The 22,460-nt window shown below is 70.3% G+C and carries 21 protein-coding genes; 13 read left to right on the top strand and 8 right to left on the bottom strand.

The annotated features are described in order from the left end of the window. The first annotated feature begins 14 nt into the window (after positions 1-14). Complete coding sequence (locus tag IE173_RS05615; RefSeq protein WP_191282363.1) at positions 15-920, top strand: alpha/beta fold hydrolase; 906 nt, start codon at positions 15-17, stop codon at positions 918-920. Here the strand turns inward: IE173_RS05615 and IE173_RS05610 are convergent. Both IE173_RS05610 and IE173_RS05605 read right to left on the bottom strand, forming a co-directional pair. Continuing rightward, positions 876-1,622: a glycosyltransferase family 2 protein gene (locus tag IE173_RS05610; protein ID WP_191282362.1), complete on the bottom strand. Its 747-nt coding sequence runs from the start codon at positions 1,620-1,622 to the stop codon at positions 876-878. The genes IE173_RS05615 and IE173_RS05610 overlap by 45 nt on opposite strands. 37 nt (positions 1,623-1,659) lie before the next feature. After that, a complete protein-coding gene (locus IE173_RS05605; RefSeq protein ID WP_229841904.1) occupies positions 1,660-3,075 on the bottom strand; it encodes an AlkA N-terminal domain-containing protein in 1,416 nt (471 codons plus the stop codon). A 77-nt stretch (positions 3,076-3,152) separates the two neighbouring features. Here IE173_RS05605 and IE173_RS05600 point away from each other — a divergent pair, with 77 nt between their 5' ends. Genes IE173_RS05600 through IE173_RS05580 form a run of 5 tightly spaced genes read left to right on the top strand, consistent with a single transcriptional unit; the run spans position 3,153 to position 7,830 of the window. Further along, the gene (locus IE173_RS05600) at positions 3,153-4,541 is read left to right on the top strand and encodes an FAD-binding oxidoreductase (protein ID WP_191282361.1); all 1,389 of its coding nucleotides are present in this window, start codon (positions 3,153-3,155) and stop codon (positions 4,539-4,541) included. Positions 4,542-4,600: 59 nt separating this feature from the next. After that, a complete protein-coding gene (locus tag IE173_RS05595; RefSeq protein WP_191282360.1) occupies positions 4,601-5,179 on the top strand; it encodes an MDR/zinc-dependent alcohol dehydrogenase-like family protein in 579 nt (192 codons plus the stop codon). A 41-nt stretch (positions 5,180-5,220) separates the two neighbouring features. Then, positions 5,221-5,736, top strand: a complete 516-nt coding sequence (locus IE173_RS05590; protein ID WP_191282359.1) for a hypothetical protein — start codon at positions 5,221-5,223, stop codon at positions 5,734-5,736. Next, positions 5,733-6,491, top strand: a complete 759-nt coding sequence (locus tag IE173_RS05585; RefSeq protein ID WP_191282358.1) for a hypothetical protein — start codon at positions 5,733-5,735, stop codon at positions 6,489-6,491. Before IE173_RS05590 ends, IE173_RS05585 begins: the two co-directional genes overlap by 4 nt. Before the next feature lie 40 nt (positions 6,492-6,531). Next, positions 6,532-7,830 (top strand): PrsW family intramembrane metalloprotease, encoded by a 1,299-nt coding sequence (locus tag IE173_RS05580; RefSeq protein ID WP_229841903.1) that lies wholly within the window; start codon positions 6,532-6,534, stop codon positions 7,828-7,830. Here IE173_RS05580 and IE173_RS05575 read toward each other — a convergent pair. From IE173_RS05575 to IE173_RS05560, 4 genes are all read right to left on the bottom strand, one after another. Further along, positions 7,827-8,897 carry a hypothetical protein gene (locus tag IE173_RS05575; RefSeq protein WP_191282357.1) on the bottom strand — a complete coding sequence of 357 codons (1,071 nt, stop codon included), beginning with the start codon at positions 8,895-8,897 and terminating at the stop codon, positions 7,827-7,829. The two genes, IE173_RS05580 and IE173_RS05575, sit on opposite strands and share 4 nt — an antisense overlap. A 354-nt stretch (positions 8,898-9,251) precedes the next feature. Then, on the bottom strand, positions 9,252-10,436 hold the full coding sequence (locus IE173_RS05570; protein WP_191282356.1) for a MarP family serine protease: 1,185 nt from the start codon (positions 10,434-10,436) through the stop codon (positions 9,252-9,254). 37 nt (positions 10,437-10,473) lie between these two features. Beyond that, positions 10,474-12,993, bottom strand: coding sequence for a polynucleotide kinase-phosphatase (locus IE173_RS05565; protein ID WP_191282355.1), 2,520 nt, complete (start codon positions 12,991-12,993; stop codon positions 10,474-10,476). Continuing rightward, complete coding sequence (locus IE173_RS05560) at positions 12,990-14,372, bottom strand: 3' terminal RNA ribose 2'-O-methyltransferase Hen1 (protein WP_191282354.1); 1,383 nt, start codon at positions 14,370-14,372, stop codon at positions 12,990-12,992. The genes IE173_RS05565 and IE173_RS05560 overlap by 4 nt, the downstream gene beginning before the upstream one ends. A 145-nt stretch (positions 14,373-14,517) precedes the next feature. On the opposite strand from IE173_RS05560, the gene IE173_RS05555 reads away from it, so the two are divergent. The 6 genes from IE173_RS05555 to IE173_RS05530 all read left to right on the top strand — a co-directional run bounded on the left by IE173_RS05555 (position 14,518) and on the right by IE173_RS05530 (position 19,162). Then, positions 14,518-15,093: a PadR family transcriptional regulator gene (locus IE173_RS05555; RefSeq protein WP_229841902.1), complete on the top strand. Its 576-nt coding sequence runs from the start codon at positions 14,518-14,520 to the stop codon at positions 15,091-15,093. Positions 15,094-15,272: 179 nt separating this feature from the next. After that, positions 15,273-15,632: a hypothetical protein gene (locus IE173_RS05550; protein WP_191282352.1), complete on the top strand. Its 360-nt coding sequence runs from the start codon at positions 15,273-15,275 to the stop codon at positions 15,630-15,632. Between the two features lie 98 nt (positions 15,633-15,730). Next, on the top strand, positions 15,731-16,000 hold the full coding sequence (gene rpsO / locus IE173_RS05545; protein WP_191282351.1) for a 30S ribosomal protein S15: 270 nt from the start codon (positions 15,731-15,733) through the stop codon (positions 15,998-16,000). A gap of 237 nt (positions 16,001-16,237) precedes the next feature. Beyond that, positions 16,238-17,005: a dienelactone hydrolase family protein gene (locus IE173_RS05540; protein WP_191282350.1), complete on the top strand. Its 768-nt coding sequence runs from the start codon at positions 16,238-16,240 to the stop codon at positions 17,003-17,005. Continuing rightward, positions 16,989-17,492, top strand: coding sequence for a hypothetical protein (locus IE173_RS05535; RefSeq protein WP_191282349.1), 504 nt, complete (start codon positions 16,989-16,991; stop codon positions 17,490-17,492). The genes IE173_RS05540 and IE173_RS05535 overlap by 17 nt, the downstream gene beginning before the upstream one ends. Continuing rightward, positions 17,489-19,162, top strand: coding sequence for a hypothetical protein (locus IE173_RS05530; RefSeq protein WP_191282348.1), 1,674 nt, complete (start codon positions 17,489-17,491; stop codon positions 19,160-19,162). The genes IE173_RS05535 and IE173_RS05530 overlap by 4 nt, the downstream gene beginning before the upstream one ends. On the opposite strand, the gene IE173_RS05525 is transcribed toward IE173_RS05530, so the two are convergent. Both IE173_RS05525 and IE173_RS05520 read right to left on the bottom strand, forming a co-directional pair. Further along, on the bottom strand, positions 19,123-20,148 hold the full coding sequence (locus IE173_RS05525; protein ID WP_191282347.1) for a hypothetical protein: 1,026 nt from the start codon (positions 20,146-20,148) through the stop codon (positions 19,123-19,125). The genes IE173_RS05530 and IE173_RS05525 overlap by 40 nt on opposite strands. Beyond that, the gene (locus tag IE173_RS05520; RefSeq protein ID WP_191282346.1) at positions 20,148-20,495 is read right to left on the bottom strand and encodes a hypothetical protein; all 348 of its coding nucleotides are present in this window, start codon (positions 20,493-20,495) and stop codon (positions 20,148-20,150) included. The genes IE173_RS05525 and IE173_RS05520 overlap by 1 nt, the downstream gene beginning before the upstream one ends. Before the next feature lie 41 nt (positions 20,496-20,536). Between IE173_RS05520 and IE173_RS05515 the strand changes: the two genes are divergently transcribed. Continuing rightward, positions 20,537-22,429 (top strand): CASTOR/POLLUX-related putative ion channel, encoded by a 1,893-nt coding sequence (locus tag IE173_RS05515; RefSeq protein ID WP_191282345.1) that lies wholly within the window; start codon positions 20,537-20,539, stop codon positions 22,427-22,429. Positions 22,430-22,460 lie beyond the last annotated feature (31 nt).

Genomic DNA, 22,460 nt, shown 5'->3' with positions numbered 1-22,460 from the left:
AGTATCCTGACGAGGTGTTCGACCACCATCAGGAGGTCTCGGGCGAACCCGCCGACGAGGCCGAGCGTCTCGACCGCGCGCTCGTCGACCGCGATTGGACGGTGCCGGCCCCGGGTTCGGTGCGGTCGCGGTTCACGGCCCCGAGCGGGGAACTCGCGGTCGTCTCGCTCGGCGACCCCACGCATCCCCGGGTCGTTCTCGTGCCCGGCGTCTCGGGGTCGAAAGAGGACTTCGTGCTCATGCTGCCGGTGCTGGCGGCGGCCGGCTACTTCGTGCAGTCGTTCGACATGGCGGGTCAGTACGAGTCGGGGAAGGCCGGCCCGCCGCCCGGGCGACGCTACGACTACGACCTCTTCGTCAACGACCTCGTCGCGTTCCTCGACGACGGCGGCCCCGCCCATGTGCTGGGCTACTCGTTCGCCGGTACCGTCGCGAAACTCGTGCTCGTGCGCCGACCGGACCTGGTGCGCAGCCTCACCCTGCTGGCGACGCCCCCGGAGCCGGGCAACGGATTCCGCGGGGTGCGCGGCCTCGGTCCGTACACCTTCCTCGCCGGCGGCCGCATCGGTGCGGCGCTGATGACCTGGGGGATCCGCACCAACAAGAACCACGTGCCGCCGCAGCGGCTCGAGTTCGTGCGGATGCGGTTCGACTACACCAGCCGGCGCAGCATGGAAGACATCATCCGGCTCATGAAGCGTGCCCCCGACGTGCGCGACCAGGTCGCCGCCTCCCCGGTGCCGAAACTGGTGGCCGTCGGCTCGCACGACCTGTGGCCGACTCAGCTACATGCGGAGTTCGCCGAACGGATCGGCGCCCGCCTCGTCGTCTACCCGACCGGCCACAGCCCGTGCGAGACGGCGCCGCACCAGCTTTCACGCGACATGATCGCGCTGTTCGGCGAAGCGACGACGGGCTGACCTCCTGGCCCACGGGGAATCGTCGGGCCAGTGGTTGCGCAGCGTCGGGATGATCCACGACAGTCGCCGGGTGAACCCGGTCCAGGTGTCGAACGGCCGGGCCGAGATGCCCACCACGAGGTCGGGGTCGTAGCGCACCGCCATCCACGGCTTGATGTGCAGGCTCAGATCGAGGTCGTCGTGGATGTCGACCTCCTCACGGTGCACTTCGGGGGCGAGTTCGTTCCACACGGCGCGGCGCATCGCGAAGTTGGATCCGAAGATCGGCGCGTGTCCGAGGTAGATCGTCATCGACCAGTACAGACCGCCGACCCACCACGACTTGCCGAGCCGACGTTTCAGCGGCCCCGCGTCGTAGAACTCGCCCGAGCCGGAGATCACGGCGAGGTCGGGATCGGCGTCGAACGCGGCGATGGCACGTTCGAGCCATTCGGGTGGGCACACCGAGTCGGCGTCGATCCGCGCGATCAGTTCACCTCGGGCCGCGTCGTAGCCGGCCGCCGAGGCGCGGGGGATGCCGCGGATCGGTTCCCAGATCACCCGGGCGCCTGCCGCCTCCGCGACGGCACGGGTGTCGTCGGTCGACCCGTTGTCGACGACGACGATCTCGTCGGGCACCCGCCTTTGCTGCGCGAGCGACGTGAGGCAGCGCGCGAGCATTGCCGCGTCGTTGAGTGCGGGGATCACCACCGAGACGAACATCGGCCCCAGGCTAACGCCCTGGGCGCGCGGGGTTCGGCTACGGGCGCGCTCTCCAGAGGTGCAGGGCGGCGTAGGAGCGCCAGGGGGCCCACGCCGGCCGCGGGGAGGGGGTGATGCCGAGGGCGGCGGCGGATTGGGCGAGCACGAGGTCGGTCGCGGGGAACGCGTCGGGATGCCCCAGAGCCCGCATCGCGAGGTATTCCGCCGTCCACGGCCCGACCCCCGGCAGCGCGAGCAGCCGGGCGCGGAGTTCGGCGACCGGGGTGGCGGGGTCGAGCGGCAGGTCACCTGCGGCGATGACGGTGGCGATGTGGCGGATGGCGGCGACCCGCGTCGCCGGCCCGCGCAGCACTTCGGGCCCGCGGTCGGCGAGTTGCGCGGCGGTGGGGAAGTCGCCGAAGTGGTCGACGATGCGGCCGAGCACGGTGCGCGCCGCCGCGACGGAGATCTGCTGCCCGACGAGGGTGCGGAACAGCGCCTCCTCACCCGACGCGCTGCCCGGGATGCGGATGCCGGGCACGGCGTCGACGAGGGGCGCGAGGTCGGGGTCGCGGGCCAGATGGCCGTCGATCGCGACCGAGTCGGCGTCGAGGTCGAACATGCGCCGCACGCGGGCGGTGAGCGCGGGCAGGTCGGAGAGCGCGGCGAGCCGAGCGGTGAGCACGACACCCGCCGGGTCGGGGGTGACCTCGATCTGCGCCCGCCCGCCGGGCAGCGGCAGCGGCCGGGCGAAGCGGGTGTCGTCGCCCTCTTCGAAACCGCGGATGCCGTGGTCGGCGAAGAAGCGGAACAGTCCGGGTGCGTCGAACGGCGCCCGAGCAGGAAGCCGCAGGGTGATCGTGCCGGCGTCGTCGGAGGTCGGCGCACCGCGGCGGGCGAGGGCGCGCAGTTCGGTCGGGGTCGCCCGGTAGACGGCCGCGATCGTGTCGTTGAACTGGCGCAGCGAGCCGAATCCTGCGGCGTAGGCGATGTCGGCGATCGGCAGATCGGTCGCCGCGAGCAGCGACCGTGCGGTCTGGGCGCGGTGGGCGCGGGCGAGGGCGAGCGGTCCGGCGCCGAGTTCGGCGGTGAGCACCCGGGTGACGTGACGCGAGGTGTAGCCGAGGCGAGCGGCGAGACCGGGCACCCCTTCGCGTTCGACGACGCCGTCGTGCACGAGACGCATGGCGCGCGAGGCCAGGTCGTCGCGCAGATTCCAGTCCGGCGAACCGGGCACGGCATCCGGCTGGCACCGCTTGCAGGCCCGCAACCCCGCCTCGTGAGCGGCGGCCGCGGTGCGGTAGAACGACACGTTGCCCGGCTTGGGCGTCATCGCGGGGCAGCTGGGCCGGCAGTAGATGCCGGTGCTGTGCACGCCGGCGATGAACTGCCCGTCGAAGCGGGCGTCGCGGGAGGCGAGCGCGCTGTAGCGCGCCGCGAACCCGCCGACATCGTCGATCCGGGTGCTGTCCACCCGACCAGCGTCGCACGCACGACCGACCCGCGGTGGCGGGAATCAGACATCGCCTCCGCCCGGATACGCTGTCGACCATGACCCTCGAGGCCGGCCAGCCCGTCACGGGGCTCGCGCCACTGCTGGCCGAGCTCGGCGAGGTGGTGCGCACCGACCAGGCCGCGCTCGACGAGGCACGCGCCGACAAGTCGGGCCACGTCGCCGCGACGTTCCCGCTCGCCGTCGTCGAGGCGCGCACCGTCGCCGACGTGCAGGCGACTCTCCGCTTCGCGAGCGAGCACGGCATCCCGGTGGTCCCGCGCGGAGCGGGTACCGGTCTGGCGGGTGGGGCGATCGGCAGCGCGGGCGAGATCGTGCTCAGCACCCTGCGCATGAACCGGGTGCTCGAGGTGTCGCTCGACGACGAACTCGCCGTCGTCGAACCGGGCGTGATCAACGCCGACCTCAACGCCGCCATCTTCGACCGCGGACTGTGGTGGGCACCCGACCCGGCGAGCCGGGCGATCTCGACGATCGGCGGCAACATCGCCACCAACGCCGGCGGCCTGCTCTGCGTGAAGTACGGCGTCACCCGCGAGGCGGTGCTCGGCCTCAAGGTCGTGCTCGCCGACGGTCGCCTGCTCGAACTCGGGCATCGCACCGTGAAGGGCGTCACCGGCTACGACCTCACGGCGCTGATGATCGGGTCGGAGGGCACGCTCGGCGTCATCGTCGAGGCCACGCTGCGGCTCCGCCCGCTGCCGAAGGGCGTCCCGGTGACGGTGAAAGCCGCGTTCCCGACGGTCGAACAGGCGGCGCGCGCCTCGAGCGTGGTGAGCGCGAGCGGCATCACGCCGGCGATCATGGAACTGCTCGACGCCGGAGCCGTGCGCAACATCGCGACGCATCTGGGCATCGACCTCGGCGACGGCTCGCTGTTGCTCGCGCAGACCGACGGTGTCGGTGCGGCGGAGGAGGCGGCCTCGATCGCCGCGATCATGCGATCGCTCGGCGGCGAGGTGGAGCTGACCGAGGATGCCGACGAAGCCAAGCGGCTCTTCGACATCCGCCGGGCGTTCCACCCGTCGCTCCAGGCGCTCGGCACCGTGCTCATCGAAGACGTCGCCGTGCCGCGCAGCGCGCTGCCCGCGATGTTCGCGTCGATCGAGCGCATCGCGGCGAAGTACGGCATCGAGATCCCCACCGTCGCGCACGCCGGCGACGGCAACCTGCATCCCAACTTCGTCTTCGACGCCCCCGAGATCGGCGGCCACGTCGACGTTCCCGACCACGTCTGGGCGGCGGCCGACGAGATGTTCCTCGACTGCCTGCGGCTCGGTGGAACCCTCACCGGCGAACACGGCGTCGGCATCCTCAAGAAGCGCTGGCTGCGCGACGAACTCGGCGACGATTCGTATGCGCTGCAACGCCAGATCAAGCAGGTGTTCGACCCCGGCAACATCCTCAATCCCGGCAAGGTGTTCTGACCCCCCGAGCCGTCGATCGCCGGGAATAGGGCGCGAATGCCCCGCGTTATGCAGGTTGTATGTCTACCAACCTGACTCATGCACGACAGCGCCCGAATCTCGCTCCGCGGCCGACGATCGGGCGCCTTCGCCTGCGTCCCACGCGGCGCGGGCGTGGCTTCATCGTCGGTGTCGTCGACGCCGTGGGCCCCGACACGAACGGCTTCGCGCCGCGTGACCGGGTGGCCTGGCGCGACCACGGCCAGGAGCTCGACGAGCTGATCATCATCGAGCAGTCCGACGTGCTCGGTGTTCCGTCGTGGGTGAGCGACGAGAAGGTCGTCTCGTACCTCGGCGCCGGCCTCATCGCCCGCGCACTCGTGCGCACCCGGCCGTTCAGCCGGGGCGAGGCCGTGCGCATCGAGTCGCACGATCCGCTCGTCGCCGAGATGACCGCCGCGTGGGCCCGATCGCTGGGTGCCCGCATCGCCGACACGGCCGAGGTCGCGATCCACGACGACCGCATGGCGCGTCGCCGCGGGCTGGGCAGCCACGGGCGACTCGCGCAGGCCGCCGTCGAGGTGTTCCAGGCGATCCGCGCCGGAGTGTTCGACGACGTGCCGCTCCTGCCCGCGTCGGAAGGCCGACTGGCGGCGTAACGTCTCGCCCCGCCGCCGCGCACGAGCCCTAGGCTGGCGGCATGGGTTTTCTCCCCGTGCCCTCCGACCACGACCTCTCGGCGGATGCCGTCGCCGCACGCAACCGGTTCAGTGACGAGCATCCCGGCCCGCTGTCGACGCTCGACCGCGCGCTGCTGAACAATGTCACCGTCTTCGAGGCGTACGCGCGGTGGTATGACGTGAAAGACGAACTCGAAGCGCTCGTCGGCGAACGTGCGGTCACGCTGTTCTCGCTCGCGCTCTCTCGTGCGGTGCCGGCCCCCTATCCGACCGCGTTCTTCGAGGGCGCGCTGCGCGACGGAGGCGACGACCCGGTGAACCCGCAGGTCACCGAAGCCGAGGGCCTGCTGCTCGAGTGGGGTCGCGCGGTCGGGGCCGACCCGAGCCACGTTCCGGCCGAACTCGTCGGCCGCGTCGAGCAGACGTTCAAGCCCGCCACCCGGGCCGTGCTCGCCGGGTACGCCGGACTCATGTTCGCCGTCTGCGTCTTCTCGCTGGTGGCGCAACTCGAACCCGAGCCGACGACCGACGCGTGATCGGCAGCGACCCCGTTCTGCTCGGGATGGTCGCGGCCGGGCTCGCCGCGCTCGCACTGCAGGTGAGCGACGCCATCGGTGCCCTCATCGACGCGTCGACGGTGCGCGACTCCGACGAACCCGACGCGCTCACCCGCCGACGCGGGCGTGAACTGTTCTGGTCGCTCGCCATCACCGCGACGCTCGCGGTGCTCATCGCCTACGGGGTCGACCGGGCCGCGCGCCTGGCTTGGGGACCCGGTGTCGGCGTGCTGCTCGTCACCGCGCTCGCGGCCTTCGCGGTCGGTTGCGTCGGCGTGCTGACCGTGGTGCGGCGCGAACGCCCCAGCTACGCGCGGTTGCGCCGCGACCTGCGTGACCGGTCGACGTTCACCGTGGATGCCGAGGAGCTGACCGACTTCGAGGTGCGTCTCGAGCGGGCCGACCGGCTGCGCAGTCGCCGCCCGCTGGCGGCGCTGGCACTGCGCATCCTCGGGATCCTGCTGGTCGCGGCGGCAGCTGCGCTTCTCGTCGTGGAGGTGCCGAGTCTGGTCCCCGCGGTCGTCGCGGGTGCCGCGGTGCACCTCGTCGCCTTCGTGGTCGCGGTGCGTGCCGGTGCGATCCACCGCCGCCGGCTCGACGCCGTTCTCGAGGCGCAGCGCGACGAAGTCGTCGCCATGCTGGAGCGCGCCCGCATCCCGCAGCGCGGCAACGTTCCGGGTCTGCGCGACCGGGTGAGCCGCGCTCTGGCGATCCTTCGGGAGAAGCAGCGTTAGAGAGCATCCCGAGTCGCTTCGTGCCGATAGATTGTGACGCATGTCTCAGGCGACTCCCGACAACTCCACCGCGACGGTGACCGCCCACGCGGCCCAGCAGACCAGCACGCAGTTGCCGCAACAGGCGCCCGCCGAGGTGAAGGCGGCCACGGCGGTGACCCCGCAGGCGATCTTCGACGTCGACCCCCGGTGGCGCCCCGGGATGCTCGCGGGCGTCATCATCGGCGGCATCGTGCTGCTGATCGCGCTCATCCTCGTCGTCGCCTACTTCCTGCTCTTCCTCGGGCCGGGGCTGTCGTTCATCGGCGGCGTGCTCGCCCTCATCCCGCTTGCGATCGTGCTGCTCGGGGTGCGCTGGATCGACCGCTGGGAGCCCGAGCCGCGGCTGCTGCTGCTCATCGCGTTCCTCTGGGGCGCGACCGTCTCGATCGTGATCGCCCTGGTCGCCGACGTCGGCACCTCGTACCTGTACGCCGCGGGCGGTGCCGACGTGAACATGACGGTGTTCCTGCAGAGCACGGTGCAGGCCCCGATCGTCGAAGAGGTCGGCAAGGGCCTCGGCATCCTGCTCATCTATCTCGTCGCGCGCCGCTACTTCGACGGCCCGGTCGACGGCATCGTGTTCGCTGCTCTCGTCGGCGGCGGGTTCGCGTTCACCGAGAACATCCAGTACTTCGCCATCCAGATCGCCGAATCGGGCACCCTCGACTTCGCGGTCGGCGAGATCTTCTTCATCCGCGGCATCCTGTCGCCCTTCGCGCACGTCATGTTCTCGGCGTTCACCGGCTTCTTCATCGGACTCGCCGCCCGCAAGGGCACGGCCCTCGGCGGCATCCTGATGTTCTTCGTCGGTCTGATCCCGGCGATCCTGTTGCACGCGTTCTGGAACGGCGTGCTGTTCTTCATCTACGACTTCTACGGGTACTACCTGGTCGTGCAGGTGCCGTTGTTCGCGATCGCGGTGGTGACCGTCATCCTGCTGCGGCGTCGCGAGGCGCAGATGACCCAGCTGCGGCTCGGCGAGTACGCCGCGGCCGGCTGGTTCAACGTCACCGAGGTGAACACCCTCGGCACCGCGGCCGGCCGGCGTCAGGCGCGCGCCTGGGCCCGTCAGCGCGGCTTGAGCAAGGTCATGAAGGAGTACATCAAAGACGCGACCCACCTCGCGTTCACCCGCAACCGCATCGTCTCGGGTCGCGACCGCATCGGCTCGCAGCAGGACGAGGCGGTGCTGCTGGCGCAGGTGTCGGAATCGCGGGCCCGGCTCGCGGCAGCGACTCCCGCGAACGCCGCGGTCGCAACGCCGCCGGCGACCCCGCCGACCCCGCCGGCGGGCTAGAAGCTCGCCAGCACGTCGGCGAAGAAGCTCCAGCTCCAGAAGAGCGCGACGACGACGATGAGGATGATCGCGCCGACGCTGACCCCGCGCTTCAGCCGGGCGCCCTCCGGGGCGACGATGTTCGCCGCGAACGGAGCCGTCGCGCGATCATCCTGGTAGCGGTCGGTCTGGGTGAGCGTCTTCGCACCGACCGTCTCGACGATGCGCAGCAGGCGCTGATAGACGGCGGGCTGGGCGACGGGGAACGCGGTCGACGAGTAGACGAACATCCAGTCGTCGATGATCTCGACGTCGAACGGCGCCGCGTTGTCGATCAGCAGCGCCATGAGGTCGGGGGTGAACACGTACAGCGCGTCGCGTTCGTACTCCTTCGGGCAGTAGAGGGTGAAGTACCGGTCGAAGTCACCCTCGAGCGACAGGATCTGGTCTTTGTCGAAGGTCGCCGGCAGGTTGGTGCCGCCGAAGAGCCCGTTGTTGGCTTTCGAGTCGAGCACCATGTGCGGCAGCTTCCGGTCCAGCTCGATCGCGAGGAAGCCCCAGACACGCGTCGAGCGGTTCTTGCCGGAGCCGGTCGTGTACTGGTAGTTGCCGAAGTCGAGGAAGCGGCCCTCCGCGGTGCGGAAGTGCTCAGTCGCCTTGCGGCTGTCGCCGAGCTGGAAGATCGCCCCCGGGTAGCCGGGGCTGGGGCTCTCGGGCGAGAAGATGAAGCCGTTGGCCTGGGCGAACCGGTGCATCCGCAGCCACCGCGCCCACTTGCCACTGCCCGAGATCGCGACTCGTGCGATCGCGAACCCGAAGACGCCGATCACCAGAACGAAGAACAGCAGCGCGACGACCGTGAGCGGGCTGCCGCCGATCCCTTCGGTGAGGAACACCAGGATGCCGCCCACTACGGGAACGAGAATCGTGATTCCGATGAATCCGACGACGACGATCGCGATGAGCGTCTGCGCCGTCGTGTTCGCCCACGGGGCACCCGCCGCCCGGGCCTGCGTGCGATACGCGCCGATCTCATCCGGGGTCGGAGTGGTCAGCAGGGGAGAGTAGTCGACGACGCGGGCGGCCATTCCCCCATTCTGGCGGGGAGGCCCCTTAACAGACTCATCGCCCAGTGGCGGGTCATTGACTCCGACGCTTCTGGGCGATGAGTTGTCCTGCCACCAGGGTGCACCCGTGGCGGCCCGTCGTCAAGAGTCGATCAACTACAGGAAGACGTCGGTGACGACGATGACGGCGAACACCGTCACCGCGATGGCGAGAGCACCGGTGATGATGGTCAGCACCAGATTGCGCACCGGACGGTTCTGAATGGTCGTCATGGCGGATTCTGCCCCTTCGTGCTGCGTGAGCCCCGACTCGGGACGACCTTAGGGCTCGGAAGGATTCGCCGACGGGTCTTGACAACCGCCCCGGCTGAGGAGCTAGCCGCGCACGCAGGCGCCCGACGACACCGGCGCGGAGAGGCCGGACGCCGCGGATGCCACCGGTTCGAGTTCGGTGTTCGTCATCGCGTATCCCAGTTCGGGGTCGTCGGCGCTTCGCGCGAACACGACCCCCGCCACGCGGCCGTCGGTCGCCAGCAGTGGGCCGCCCGAGTTGCCGGGCTGCACGACCGCGGCGAGCGTGTAGACCTCGCGCGGGTTGCGCGGGCCCCCGTAGATGTCGGGGATGCCTTCCGTCGATACCGCCAGCACCTCGGCCGCGCCGCGGGTGAACGGTCCGCCGTAGGGGTAGCCCTCGACGACCGCGTCGGAGCCGACCGGGAGGTCGGGGGAGAGGGTGAGCGCCCCCGCCGAGAGCCCGTCGACGGCGACGATCGCGAGGTCGTCGATCGGGTCGAGGTAGACCACCCAGCCTTCGAGGGTCTGCCCGTTCGGTGCCTCGACGATCGGCTGGTCGACGCCGGCGACGACGTGGGCGTTGGTGACGACCCGGTCGGGGGCGACGACGAAGCCGGTTCCGGTCTGGTTCTGCCCGCAGGCGAAGGCCGTGCCGCCGATGCGCACGACCGACTGCGCGGCGGCGGTGAGCGGATCGGTGTCGGTCGGCACATCGGGGATGCCGGGGGAGTCGACGACCCCGCCGAGCGCTTCGCCGATCGCCGGCAGGCCCTCTTCGAGCACCGCCGAGCGCACCCGGGCCAGCAGGGCGTCGACCGGGGCGGGCGTGACCGCGTCGATCGCGCGCACCACGTACGAGCCCGAGATGGCCTGGCTGAACAGCGGCACCCCGAGTGCGCTGACCCCACCGGCGACGAGGGCGAGGGTGAGCGCCGCGATGACGCCGTTCGCGGCGCCGCCGGCCAACCGGCTGCCGAAGCCGATCTCGTCGCGTCGACGGTCACGGATCCCGCGGCCGATCCGACCCCCGAGGGCGTGCCCGCCGAAGAGCAGGGCGACCGACACGGCGACGATGATCGCGATCCGCCAGAACGAGTCCGGGATCGCCGCAGCGAGCAGCGGAATGGCGATGAACGCGAGCGCGCCCCCCGCGATGACACCCAGGATGGCGCCGAGACTGCGCGCGATCCCGTTGCGGATGCCCTCGCCGATGAACACCAGCAGGGTCAGCACGAGCAGCAGATCGAGGAGTCGGGAGGCGATCATCGGTTCCTAGTCTGCGGCACGAGCACTCTGGCGCAGGTCAAAGTCGCGGGTCGACGGGCTCCGATTCCATCGCGAGTATGGCGAACACTGCCTGGTGTACCCGCCACAAGGGCTCGCGGCGCACGACGCGTTCCAGCGCCTCGAGACCGAGCGAGTACTCGCGGGCTGCCATCGATCGCTTGTGCCCGAGCGACCGATCGCGCAAGCGAGCGAGATGCGACACCTCGGTGTAGTCGGGCCCGTAGATGATGCGGAGGTACTCGCGACCGCGCACCTTGATCCCCGGGAGCACGAGCCCCCGTGCCGCGCGCACGAGGTTCGCGTGCGGCTTCACCACGATCCCTTCGCCGCCTGCGGCGGTCAGTTCCTCCCACCAGGCCACGGCATCGGCGACCGAGTCTTCGTTGCTGAGGTCCACCATGCGCCGCGCGGTCGTGCGAAACAGCCCCGGGTCTGCCGCAACAAGCCGGTCGGCAATCGCCAGGTGCCAACTGTGATCCTGGGTCGCATAGGTGCGCGCTTCACTGGCGAGTACCTGGAAGGGGGCGATCTGAACCTCGTCGTCGGCCGCATAACGACGGTAAGCATCCTGGTAGGCGAAGGAGTTCGCGGCGCGGCGCTGCGTACGATCGAGTAGCTCGCTGACGTCCACTCCGCGACCCGCGGCCGACTCCAACGCGGCGACGGCAGCGGGTAGGGCAGCCGTGGCGGCCGCCCCCACGCTGGCGTACAGGTCGCGGATGAGGTCGCCCGCCTTGACGCTCCACGGCACGATCTCGGCGTCGAGCAGCACCCAGTCGGACTCCAGCTCTGCGAGGATGCCGCTGGCATCGAGAGCCGCGTGCACGCCCTCCAGTACTTCCGCCTCGACCGCGGCCGAGAAGAATCGGCGGCCGGTGCGAGTGTGGATGATCCCGCGCCAGCCGGGGGGCGCCCCGAAACGATCGGGATCCCGGGCAGCGAGAACGATCGCCCGCGACCCCATGTGCTTCTCTTCGGCGATGACCGAACCGACCCCCTCCGAGCGGTAGGCCGAGAAGGCTTCGTGGGGATGCTCGAGGTATCCGGGGATCGACGAGGTGGCGGGCGGGCTCATCGTCGGGGGCAGATGAAGAAGCCAGCGCGGGTCGACGGCCCAGCGCGCCATGACCTCAAGGGCGCCCGCCGCGTTCTCGGCACGAACACCGATGCGGCCGTGCGTCGTCGTCTCGACGATGTGAGCCCCGAGGACGTCGTCGATGCGCAGCACCCCTGCCTCCCGTTCCTCGGGCGGCGGGGGCTGGAGCGGACGGACCGGCTCGAACCACACCTGTTCGGCGGGGACGGACACCACCTCACGTTCCGGGTAGCGCATCGCGGAGAGCTCGCCGCCGAAGACGCATCCGGTGTCGAGGCAGGCGGTGTTGTTGACCCAGGCGACCTGGGGAGTCGGCGTGTGACCGTAGAGGACGACGGCCGATCCTCGGTAGTCCTCCGCCCAGGGGAGTCGTACGGGCAAGCCGAACTCGTCACTCTCGCCCGTGGTGTCGCCGTACAACGCGAACGCCCTCACGCGGCCCGAGGCCCGCCCGTGGTACGCCTCCTTGAGCCCCGCATGTGCGACGACGAGCCGTCCCTCATCGAGGATGAGGTGGGAGACGAGTCCGCGGCAGAACGCCCGCACCTCCTCGCGGAACTCGGGGGTCTCAGCGGCGAGTTGGGTGAGGGACTCGGCGAGCCCGTGTGTCATCGCCGGGGACTTGCCGTCGAGCGCCCGGAGCAGCTTCTCCTCATGGTTCCCGGGCACGGCGAGGGCGTTACCCGCGCGGACCATGCCCATCGCCAGTCGCAGCACGCCCGGCACATCTGGCCCGCGGTCGACCAGGTCGCCGAGGAAGATCGCACGGCGCCCGTCGGGGTGACGGGCGTCGACGGCACGGCCGTCGGGGTCCCGAAGCACCTGGTAGCCGAGGCGATCGAGAAGGGTCTCGAGCTCGGCTCGGCAGCCGTGCACGTCGCCAATGGCGTCGAACGGGCCGCGTTCGTCACGACGATCGGTCAGCAACGGCTCGCGCACGATCTCGGCGTCGGCGATCGCGTCGACCGAGTCGAGCACGTGGATGCGACGGAAACCTTCCTTGCCCAGGAACCTCAGCGAGCGACGCAGCTGATCGTGCTGCCTCCGCACGACATGAGCGCCGAAGTCACGGTCGGGCCGCTCGGCGTTGCGCTCGACCGCGACTGCCGCGGGAACGTCGAGCACGATGGCGACCGGTAACACGTCGTGCGCCTTCGCCAGGTCGACGAACGACTTGCGAGCAGCCGGCTGCACGTTAGTCGCGTCGATGACCGTGAGCAGACCCGCCGCGAGTCGCTTCGCGGCCACGTATCGGAGTGCGTCGAATGCCGCCTCTGTCGCGCTCTGGTCGTTCTGGTCGTTGGAGACCAGCGCCCGGAAGGCATCGCTCGACAGCGTTTCGTGGGGGCCGAACTTGTGTGCAGCGAACGTCGACTTGCCCGAACCACTGACGCCGACCAGCACGACGAGGGACATGGCGGGGATGCCGAGCCGGGTCACCTCGCCACCCGCCGGAAGATCGCGAGTTGCGTCGGGGTCCCGACTTCGGGGTCATCGGGTCCGACTCCGCGCCGTTCGACGTCGTAGCCGTAGCGAGTCCCGACGTTGCGCGTCCAGGTGTCGAACTCTTCCCGCGTCCACTCGAATCGGTGGTCGGGATGCCGAAACGCGCCCGCGGAAAGCGTGGGGTAGCGCACGTTGTAGTCGGCATTCGGTGTGGTGACGATCACCGATGCGGGCTGGGCGTGTCCGAACACCGTCCGCTCCGCAGCGGGGAGTCGCTCGGGGTCGAGGTGCTCGATGACCTCCATGAGAACGGCGGCGTCGAAGCCGGCGATCCGATCGTCGTCATAGGTCACGGAGGATTGCAGGAGTCTGATGCGCTCCCGGTCGCGGTCGGCCGCTTCGTGCAGCTTGAGCCTGCGACTCGCGCGGGCAAGCGCGGCCGCCGAGACGTCGGTGCCGACGATCTCGGTGAACGTTCGATCGGCGGCGAGCGGGGCGAGGAGCGCCCCTTCGCCGCAGCCGAGATCGACGACGCGGCGGGCTCCGAGTTCGAAGAGAATCCCGAGCACGGTCGCGAGGCGTTGGGCGCCGAGGGTCGACGGACGTGCGTCGGCTTCTGGCTCCTCGTCGGTGACGCCCTCGATCTCTGCCAGCCGCGCGGAGGCGTCTCGAACGAATGATCCCTGGTGGGCGAGGTAACGCGCAGTGATCAGCTCGCGTTCGGGGTGGCCGGCGAGCCAGCCTTCGCCCGCCCGCATGAGCTTTCCGACCTCGTCGTCACCCACCCAGTAGTGCTTGGCATCGTCGAGCACGGGCAGAAGCACGTAGAGGTGACGAAGCGCATCGGACAAGCGGATGGCACCGCTCAGTACGAGGTCGACGTAGCGCGACTCGCCCCACTCAGGTCGGTCGGCGTCGAGGGGGATCGGAGTCGACCGCACGTTCCAGCCGAGGGGGGTGAAGAGCCGGGTGACGAGGTCCACACCGCCGCGGGCAGGCAGTGCCCGGACCGCGATCTCGAGAGGGAGGGCAGCCGCGGCGAGTTCGGGATGAGTGTCGCTTCGCCCGGTCATCGCCGTTCGGAACACCTTTCCGAGCGCGACGGCGACCATCGACGACGACGCGTAGGGGCGGTCGTTGACGTAGTGGCCGAGCGACTGCGAGTCCCCTCCGAAGCGCTTGCTGCGCGCCAGTTCGATCGGGTCGATTTCGACGAGGAGGGCGGCGGTGCAACGCGTGTCCGTTGCCTCGGGGTAGAAGACGTGGGCCTGCCCGACGGCGATGTCGAACGTCTGCAATTTTGCCGGGTGCTTGTGCAGGAGGTAACCCAGATCGCTCGCGCTGGGCGCTGCGTAGCTGATCGTGACGAGCACGCGTCCTCCCTGTCTCTCGGCGAGACTACATGCCCCACGATGGCGATCTATTGCGATATATCGGAATATGTCTTAGAGTAGCGCTCAGACCACAAGACCGTCCGACCCGGACGGCAGGCAGTTTGGAGAAGACACCATGCATCGCATGAACATGAACCACGATCGGGGCGCCCGCCCGGGCGTCCAACCGCACCCGCGCTTCCGCGCCGGCGGGCCGCACCCCGGAGCCGACTACATGGGCTTCCTCGGCGGCCCCGCATTCGGACCGCGCGGATTCGGCGGCCGAGCCCGCAAGGGCGACGTGCGCAGCGCCATCCTCTCGCTTCTCGGTGAGGGCCCCACCAACGGCTACGGCCTCATCAAGGCGATCCACGCCAAGAGCGACGGCGCCTGGCGCCCGAGCCCCGGCTCGGTCTACCCGACGCTGCAGCAACTCGTCGACGAAGGGCTCATCGCCCCGACGTCGCAGGGCCCGCGCGCCGAGTACGACCTCACCGACGAGGGTCGCGCCTACGTGGCCGACCACGCCGACGAGATCGCGGCCGCGTGGACGCAGTCCCGCAACCCGTGGAAGGAGCAGGGCGACCTGATGACCGCCGCGCGGAAGCTGGCCGGCGTCGTCCGTCAGGTCGCCGCCGAAGGCACCACCGAGCAGCGCGCGAGCGCCTCGGCGAAGCTCGACGACCTGCGTCGCGAGCTCTACCGCATGCTCGGCGAGTAAAACCGAGGGTTGCGCGCGACCGTCATGTCCCTAATATGGGGGACATGACGGTCGCTTACCCGACGACCGGCATTGCTATCCCGCAAAGAGAAGCCCCCGCTCTCGCGTGTTCTTCCTGCGGCACGCGTGCCGTCGCCCTTGATCAGCCCTTCTGCGCGCACTGCGGCAGCCGGGTCTCCGTGTCGGTGAGAAGCGGAGTCGCCTCGATCGCGGCCACCCGCTCGCTGCAGTTCGCCGCCCTCGCCGTGCTCACCAACATCCTCGTCGGCGGTGCGTCGTTCGGCGTCGTCTACCTGCTGTCGGATGCCGCCCGCCTCACCGAAGCGGCTGTCGGTCTCGAGGCGCTGCGCTTCGTCATCGTCGGGGTGCTGCTCGCCGTCGCGATCCGCTACGGCGTGCGCGGGCTGCAGCAAACCCGGGACGGAGCGCTGAAACGGCGCGCGTGGGCGATCGTCGGCCTCGTCGTCTCGGGCCTGTACGGGCTGCTCATCCTCGGATCGTTCGCCGCGACGGCGGTGCTGTACCTCTTCGTCCTCTGATATCCTCGCAAGGTTGCCGTCAGAACGGCCGCGGATACAGAGAGCCGGCACATCGGGTGCCCGGCGCCGCGCAACGAGGTGAAGGAGGGATCGAATCTATGGCTCTTGATGCTGAGACCAAGAAGGCGATCATCGACGAGTACGCTACCCAGCCCGGTGACACCGGATCCCCCGAGGTCCAGGTCGCGATCCTGACCAAGCGGATCAAGGATCTGACCGAACACCTCAAGGAGCACAAGCACGACCACCACTCGCGTCGTGGTCTGCTGCTGCTCGTGGGCCAGCGCCGTCGGCTGCTGGGCTACCTCCAGGACATCGACATCGAGCGTTACCGCTCGCTGATCGAGCGCCTGGGGCTTCGCCGATAGGCGAAGCCCAAAGGGGCACTGCCTGCTTGATCGCTCGGCACGCCGAGCGATCGTGTCGATAATCGCGACCAGCGCAAGACACTGAAACGGGTCGTCGTCCTTCGGGGCGGCGGCCCGTTTCGCTGTCGTGCGGTCGTTGTCCGATGACCGAAGATGCGAACCCGGCGTGTCGACGGCGGGTCGCGGCGCTCGTCCTCGGAGAGCGACAGCTCGCCGAATCTGGATACCGTCAGACTCATGGGTGCACTGACGGACCTCGACGGCGTGACGGCATACCGGGCGGAGCCGCCGGTTCCCCCGCGCGGAGGTCTCGTGCTCATCCACGAGATCTGGGGTCTCGTGCCCCACATCCGCGACGTCGCCGACCGCTACGCGCAGGAGGGCTACCTCGTCATCGCGCCCGATCTGCTGAGTGACGCCGGGATCACCCCGGAGGTCGGTGCCGAACTCGACGCCCTGCGTCATGAGCCCGACGAGCAGAAGCGACTGGCCGGGCAGGCCCTGCTGCGCGAGAAGATGGCTCCCACCCGCGAACCGGCGTTCGCACGCGGAGCGGTCGCGAAGTTGCGGCGCGTCGTCGACGCCCTCGCCGCCGAGCCGGGCATCGACGGCCGGATCGCGGTGACGGGCTTCTGCTTCGGCGGAACCTACGCCTTCGCGCTCGCCGCCGCCGACTCGCGGGTGCGCGCGTCGATCCCCTTCTACGGCGTCGCCCCGGATGCCGAAACCGTCGCCCGCATCGCCTGCCCGGTGCTCGCCCTGTACGGCGAAGACGACCCCCGCGTCATGGCGACCCTGCCCGAGACCCGGCAGAACATGACGGATGCCGGCGTCGCCTTCACGGAGAAGATCTACCCGGGCGCCCAGCACGCGTTCTTCAACGACACCAACCCGTCGTCGTACGACGAGGTCGCCGCGGCAGACGCCTGGGCACGGTCGCTCGCGTTCCTCGCGACCCACATGCGTCCGAGGGCCTACCCTCGGACGCATGACACGCAGCCTTGAGCAGAGCGCCGCGACGGTCGGGCCCGTCGGGTTGCTCACCCGCCGCGCACTGATCGGATGCGGCATCGCCGCCGTCGCGATCGGCGCCGTGAGCGGGTGGATGATCGCCGCGGGGCAGGTGGTGGCGCAGACCGGTGGGCTCACCGGCGTGCAGGCTTACGCGGCGCTGCTCTCTGCGATCTTCGGCACCGTCGTCGCCGCGTTCGCCGCGCTCGGAGCTTTCGGCGGCTACGTTCTCGGCGTCGCGATCGCTCCCGGCTCGCGAGTCGTCGTGGCGGCCTGCGTGGGCGGGGGAGCGGTCGTCGCGATCGGCGCCCTCCTCGCCCTGGGAACCGGGGGCACCCTGGGGTGGCGTCCCGTCGCCCTCGAAACGGTGGTGCTCGGCGTGTACGTGTTCGCGGTCGCCGCGGGAGGGTATGGCTGGGCGGCCCGCAACCGCGTCGTCCGCAACCACGTGGCCCGCAACCGGGCGCTCGACGGTCGATGAGTCGCGCGGGCGCCACCCTCGTGAGCCTCGGCGAGCGGATCGGCCGGGTGCGCCCCGACCGCATCCCCGCGCCCTACCTCTGCTGGGTCGTCGCGTGCTGGCTGGTCACCGTGGTGCTCGCCGCGATCATCCTGCTGCCCGGTGCGACAGACGGCATCGTCGCTGAGCCGACCGGATCGTCGGGTGTCGTCGGCATCTTCACCGCGCCCCTCGGCATCCGGGTGCTGGTCGTCGCAGCCGCGGGCATCCTCGCGGGCACGCTGCTCGTCGCCCTGCTGCTGCGCGAACGGCTCGACGGCGCGCGCCCCGGCCGGGTGGCCCGGGAGTTCGCCCTCGCGGCCGCGGGTGGCTTTCCGGTGCTCGCGCTCGCAGCCGACCGGGAGTGGGTCTTCGCCGCAGCGGCGTTCGTGGTGCTCGGCCTCACCGAACTCGCGGCGCACCGGCCCGGGGTGCTGACCGCCGGGGGCACCGTGCTCGTCGGCCTGCTGACGGCGGCGATCTGGGGCGTGCTGCTCGTCGCCCAGCTCACGACCCCGTCGGCGGCCGGTGGGTGGGCGTGGATCGCGCTGTTCGGGTTCGCGGCGGCGTTCGCGGCCTTCGGAAGCTACTACGGGGTCGCCCGAGCCGCCGAGTCACGGGTCGGCTGGCTGCGCCCGCTGTTCCGTGACGACCTGCCGACGCTCGCGGTGGTCGGCATCGTCGCGGCGGTCGTGGTGCTCGTCGCGCTACGCCTCACGGTGGCGCGCGACCTGTTCCCGCCCCCCGATCCCGAGCTGTGGAGCCCGCTCGCGAAGGCCCCGGTCTCGTGGGTGCACGCGGCCGCCGTCGCCGCGCTGCTCGTCGTCGTGGCGGCACGTTCGGTGCGCGTCCCGCTGCGCCGGGCGCGGGAACGCCGCGTCACCGCTGCGCTCGCCGTGGCCGGCAACGCGGATCTCGCGGTGGGCGTCGCCGTCATCCTCGTCGGGATGGTGCTCGCGGCGGCGATCGGCGGATTCTTCAGCCCCGACGTGCCGCCCGTCGTCGTGGCGGCGCTCAAGTTCCTCGGCGTCGTCGCGGTCACCGTCGTCGCGTTGCTCCCGCCGTTCCGGGGCACCGCCGCCCGCGCGCTCGCGGTCGTCTCGGGGGCGTACCTCATCCCGCTCACCCTCAACGGCCTGCTCGGGGCGGCCGGTGTGACGCTGCCGCCGGGGCTCGCCGGCTACCCGGCCAGCCCGGTGCAGGTCATGCTCGCGCTCGTGGCGGTGGCGGTCGTCGCCGGCGTCGTGCCCGCGTTGCGCGCGGCGCTCGGCACGGGGCTCGTCGTGCGGCTCGCCCTCGTGCCCCTCGTGGCGGTGCACGCCGGCTGGCTGCTGCCCGCCGCGTGGACCGAGCAGGGCCGCGTCGTGTTCGTCGTCGGCGTGCTGCTCGCGGTGCTGTTCTTCCTTCCCCGGCTGGCGGACGACCGCGACCGGCACGCCCTCGACGTGTTCGTCGCCTCCGGCGGTCAGGTGCTCGCCCTCGTCGTGTTCGCGCTCGCCATCCCGAGTTTCCTCGACGACCCGCAGCTCGTCGTTCTCGGGCTGTTCTGGCTCGCCGTCGCCGTCATCGCCGCCTCCACGGTGCGGGTCGCCGACGGTGATGAGGCGCCGGATCACCCCGCCGGTTCGAGCTCCGCGAGCAGTTCGGCGTAGGCCTCGACCATGTGGCGGAACTCCGCCTCGGTCGGACCCCCCGGGTCGCTGTTGAGGGTCAGGCGCACGACGAGGTTGCCGCGTTGCAGGTCGGCGCCGTAGAAGCGACTGAGGCCTCCGCTCTCCGCCCAGCCGTAGGCGGCGACGCTGTCGGGCACGTCGAGCGCGGGGGCCGCGGTCACCACCGTCGTCCAGCCCGTCTCGGAGAACGAGTAGTTGTGGCATCCCGCGACCGCTGTCTCCAGCCCGGCGAGGTACGTCGTCGCCGCGTCGCTGTCGACGAACACCCGGATGCCTTCCGTGAGTGCGTAGTACTGCGACGCGTCGAAGTGCCAATCGGGGTAGTACACGGGATCGGCTTCGGCATCGGGGTCGCCGGCGGAACCGGGGGTGAAGAACAACGGCGCAGAGGGGTACGTGAAGTAGCAGGTGTCGGGAGTCCCGCCGTCGGCATTCCACCATTTGGTCTGCTCGACCTGATCCTCACCAGCCGTGAGCTCGTACACTTCGTCGTCGGTGTTCGGCAGGCCGACCTCGGCGTAAGCGTCGGCGGGAATCTCGAGGGTTCGCGCGTCGTCGATTCCGAAACAGACCCCGCAGTCGAGCGGATCGACGGCGACCGGCGACCCGGGATCGCCTTCGAGAAGGTCGTCGAGCTCACCGACCGGCGCGGAGTCCGGAGCGGGGTCGGCCGCCGGGGAGAGCGAGCTCGCCAGTTGGATGGCGATAGCGGCGACTCCGATGATGAGGCCCACGAAGGCCAACACGCCGACGATGATGACCGGGATGAGCCACGGCCGTCGCCGCGGCGGGGGCGGCGGCATCATCATGGCCGGATAGGTCGAGCCGATCGGCTGCCCGGTGGGCGCGGGCAGAGCCGGCGCGGGCGGCACCGGCGGCGCGGGCGGCACCGGGGGCGGGGCCGCGTCGCCGCTTCGGGGAGGCAGAGCCCCGCTCGGCGGGGTGAACGGGTCGGGATCCGTCATCAGCCCAAGCCTTCCATGAACGTGAACAGCGCGAGGAACGCGCGGTCGCTCGCGGCCATCGTGACGGCGATGACCCCCCACAGGCCGCCGCGCTTGCGATCCTGCCGCCAGGCGAGCACCGCGAGCACGACGACGACGGCGGCGAGAACGATCGCGACGACGAACGATGCCGAGACCAGCCAGTCGGCGGCGTCTTCGGTGCGCAGCAGGATCTCGACCCCGAGCCAGGCCGTGCAGACGCACGAGACGACGAGCGCGGCGAGGCCGAGCGGGGTGATCGCAGGGGGTCGCGCGGGCGGCGGCGGAGGGGGCGGGACGGGCGTCGCGCCGGTCGGCGAGGAGGTCACGATCACACGCTAGTGTTCACTCACCGCACCAGGAGGATCGTATGAGTACCAAGCCCAGCGCCGGGGAACGTCTGCGTTATTGGTTCGACAATTGGATGTCGCGAGGCCCGGTCGCCCTGATGGCGCTGCTCGGCGTCGCGACGGTCGCCTTCGTCGTCGTGCTCGGCACGATCGCCTGGATCGTGCTCACGCTCATCCGCGACGACGAGAACCTCGGCGACGACTCGACCGGCCCCCTCGATCTCATCTGGCGCAGCCTCATGCGCACCCTCGACCCCGGAACGATGGGCGGCGATCAGGAGTGGCCGTTCCGAATCATGATGCTCATCGTCACGATCGGCGGCCTCGTCATCGTGGCCAGCCTCATCGGCATCGTGTCGGGCGCCTTCGACAGCAAGGTCGAAGAGCTGCGCAAAGGCCGGTCGCGCGTGCTCGAGCAGGACCACACCTTGATCCTCGGCTGGAGCACCAAGGTGTTCCCGATCGTGCGCGAGATCAGCATCGCCAACCTCTCGCGCGGCAAGAGCGCCATCGTCATCCTCGCCGACCGCGACAAGGTCGAGATGGAAGACGACATCAAGGCCCAGGTCGGCGACACCGGCAAGACGAAGATCATCGTGCGCTCCGGCGACCCGATGAACCTCGCCGAGCTCGAGGTCGCGAACCCGCACACGGCGCGCAGCATCGTCGTGCTCGCCCCCGACGAAGCCGACGACCCCGACTCGACCGTCATCAAGACGGCCCTCGCCGTCACCAACAACCCCCGCCGCAAGGAGGGCAGCTACCACATCGTCGGCGAGCTGCAGGATCCGGGCAACCTCGAGGCCGCGACGCTCGTCGGCCGCGACGAGGCGCACTGGGTGCTGTCGACCGAACTGATCAGCCGCATCACGGTGCAGACCTGCCGGCAGAGCGGGCTCTCGGTCGTCTACTCCGAGCTGCTCGACTTCGACGGCGCCGAGATCTACTTCACCGAACAGCCGAGCCTCGTCGGCAAGACCTACTTCGACGCGCAGCTCGCGTTCGACACCTCCGCCGTCATGGGCCTCGTGCAGGGCGGAAAGGTGACGCTCAACCCGGCCGCCGACACCGTGCTCGCCGCCGGAGACCTGATCATCGTCATCGCCGAAGACGACGACGCGATCCTGCTCGCCGAACCGGGTGCGCCCGACCTCGGCGTCGTGAGCGATTCCGTCGTCGCCCCCGCGACCCCCGAGTCGACCCTCGTGCTCGGACACAACGAGGGTCTGCAGCTGATGCTCACCGAGCTCGACGGCTACTCGACGCCGCGGTCACGCGTATCGATCGTGGCGGATGTCGAGCAGCCCGGCTTCGACGGCCTGGTCAACCTCGACGTGACCTTCCAGCGCGGCGACCCGACGAGCCGTGCCGTGCTCGACGCCCTCTACGTGCACGAGTTCGACCACATCATCGTGCTCGCCGCGAAGGAGACCCTGCCCGCGCAGCGCGCCGACGCGAAGACCCTCATCACGCTGCTTCACCTGCGCGACATCGCCGTGAAGAAGGGCGCCGACCTCAACGTGGTCAGCGAGATGATCGACGACCGCAACCGCGAACTGGCCGAAGTCACCCAGGCCGACGACTTCATCGTCAGCGACCAGCTGATCAGCCTGATGCTGTCGCAGCTCAGCGAGAACAAGCGACTGACGGATGTCTTCGACGAGCTGTTCTCGGCGTCGGGAGCCGAGATCTACCTGCGGCCCGCCAGCCTCTACGTTCCCGTCGGAGTCGAGGCCGACTTCTACACCGTGCTCGAGGCGGCCCGCCGCCGCGGCGAGACGGCGATCGGCTTCCGCTTGGACGAGTTCGCCCGCAGCAGCGAGCGCGCCTACGGGGTGACGGTCAACCCGACGAAGACCCAGAAGCGCGCATTCGCCGCCGGCGACAAGGTGATCGTGCTCTCCGACCACTGACCCCCTCGGTGGTCGAGTAGCGGCCGAAGGC

Source organism: Pseudolysinimonas yzui, from assembly GCF_014653215.1.
In the GTDB taxonomy this organism is placed as follows: domain Bacteria; phylum Actinomycetota; class Actinomycetes; order Actinomycetales; family Microbacteriaceae; genus Pseudolysinimonas_A; species Pseudolysinimonas_A yzui.
This window is presented reverse-complemented; position numbering and strand designations above follow the sequence as displayed.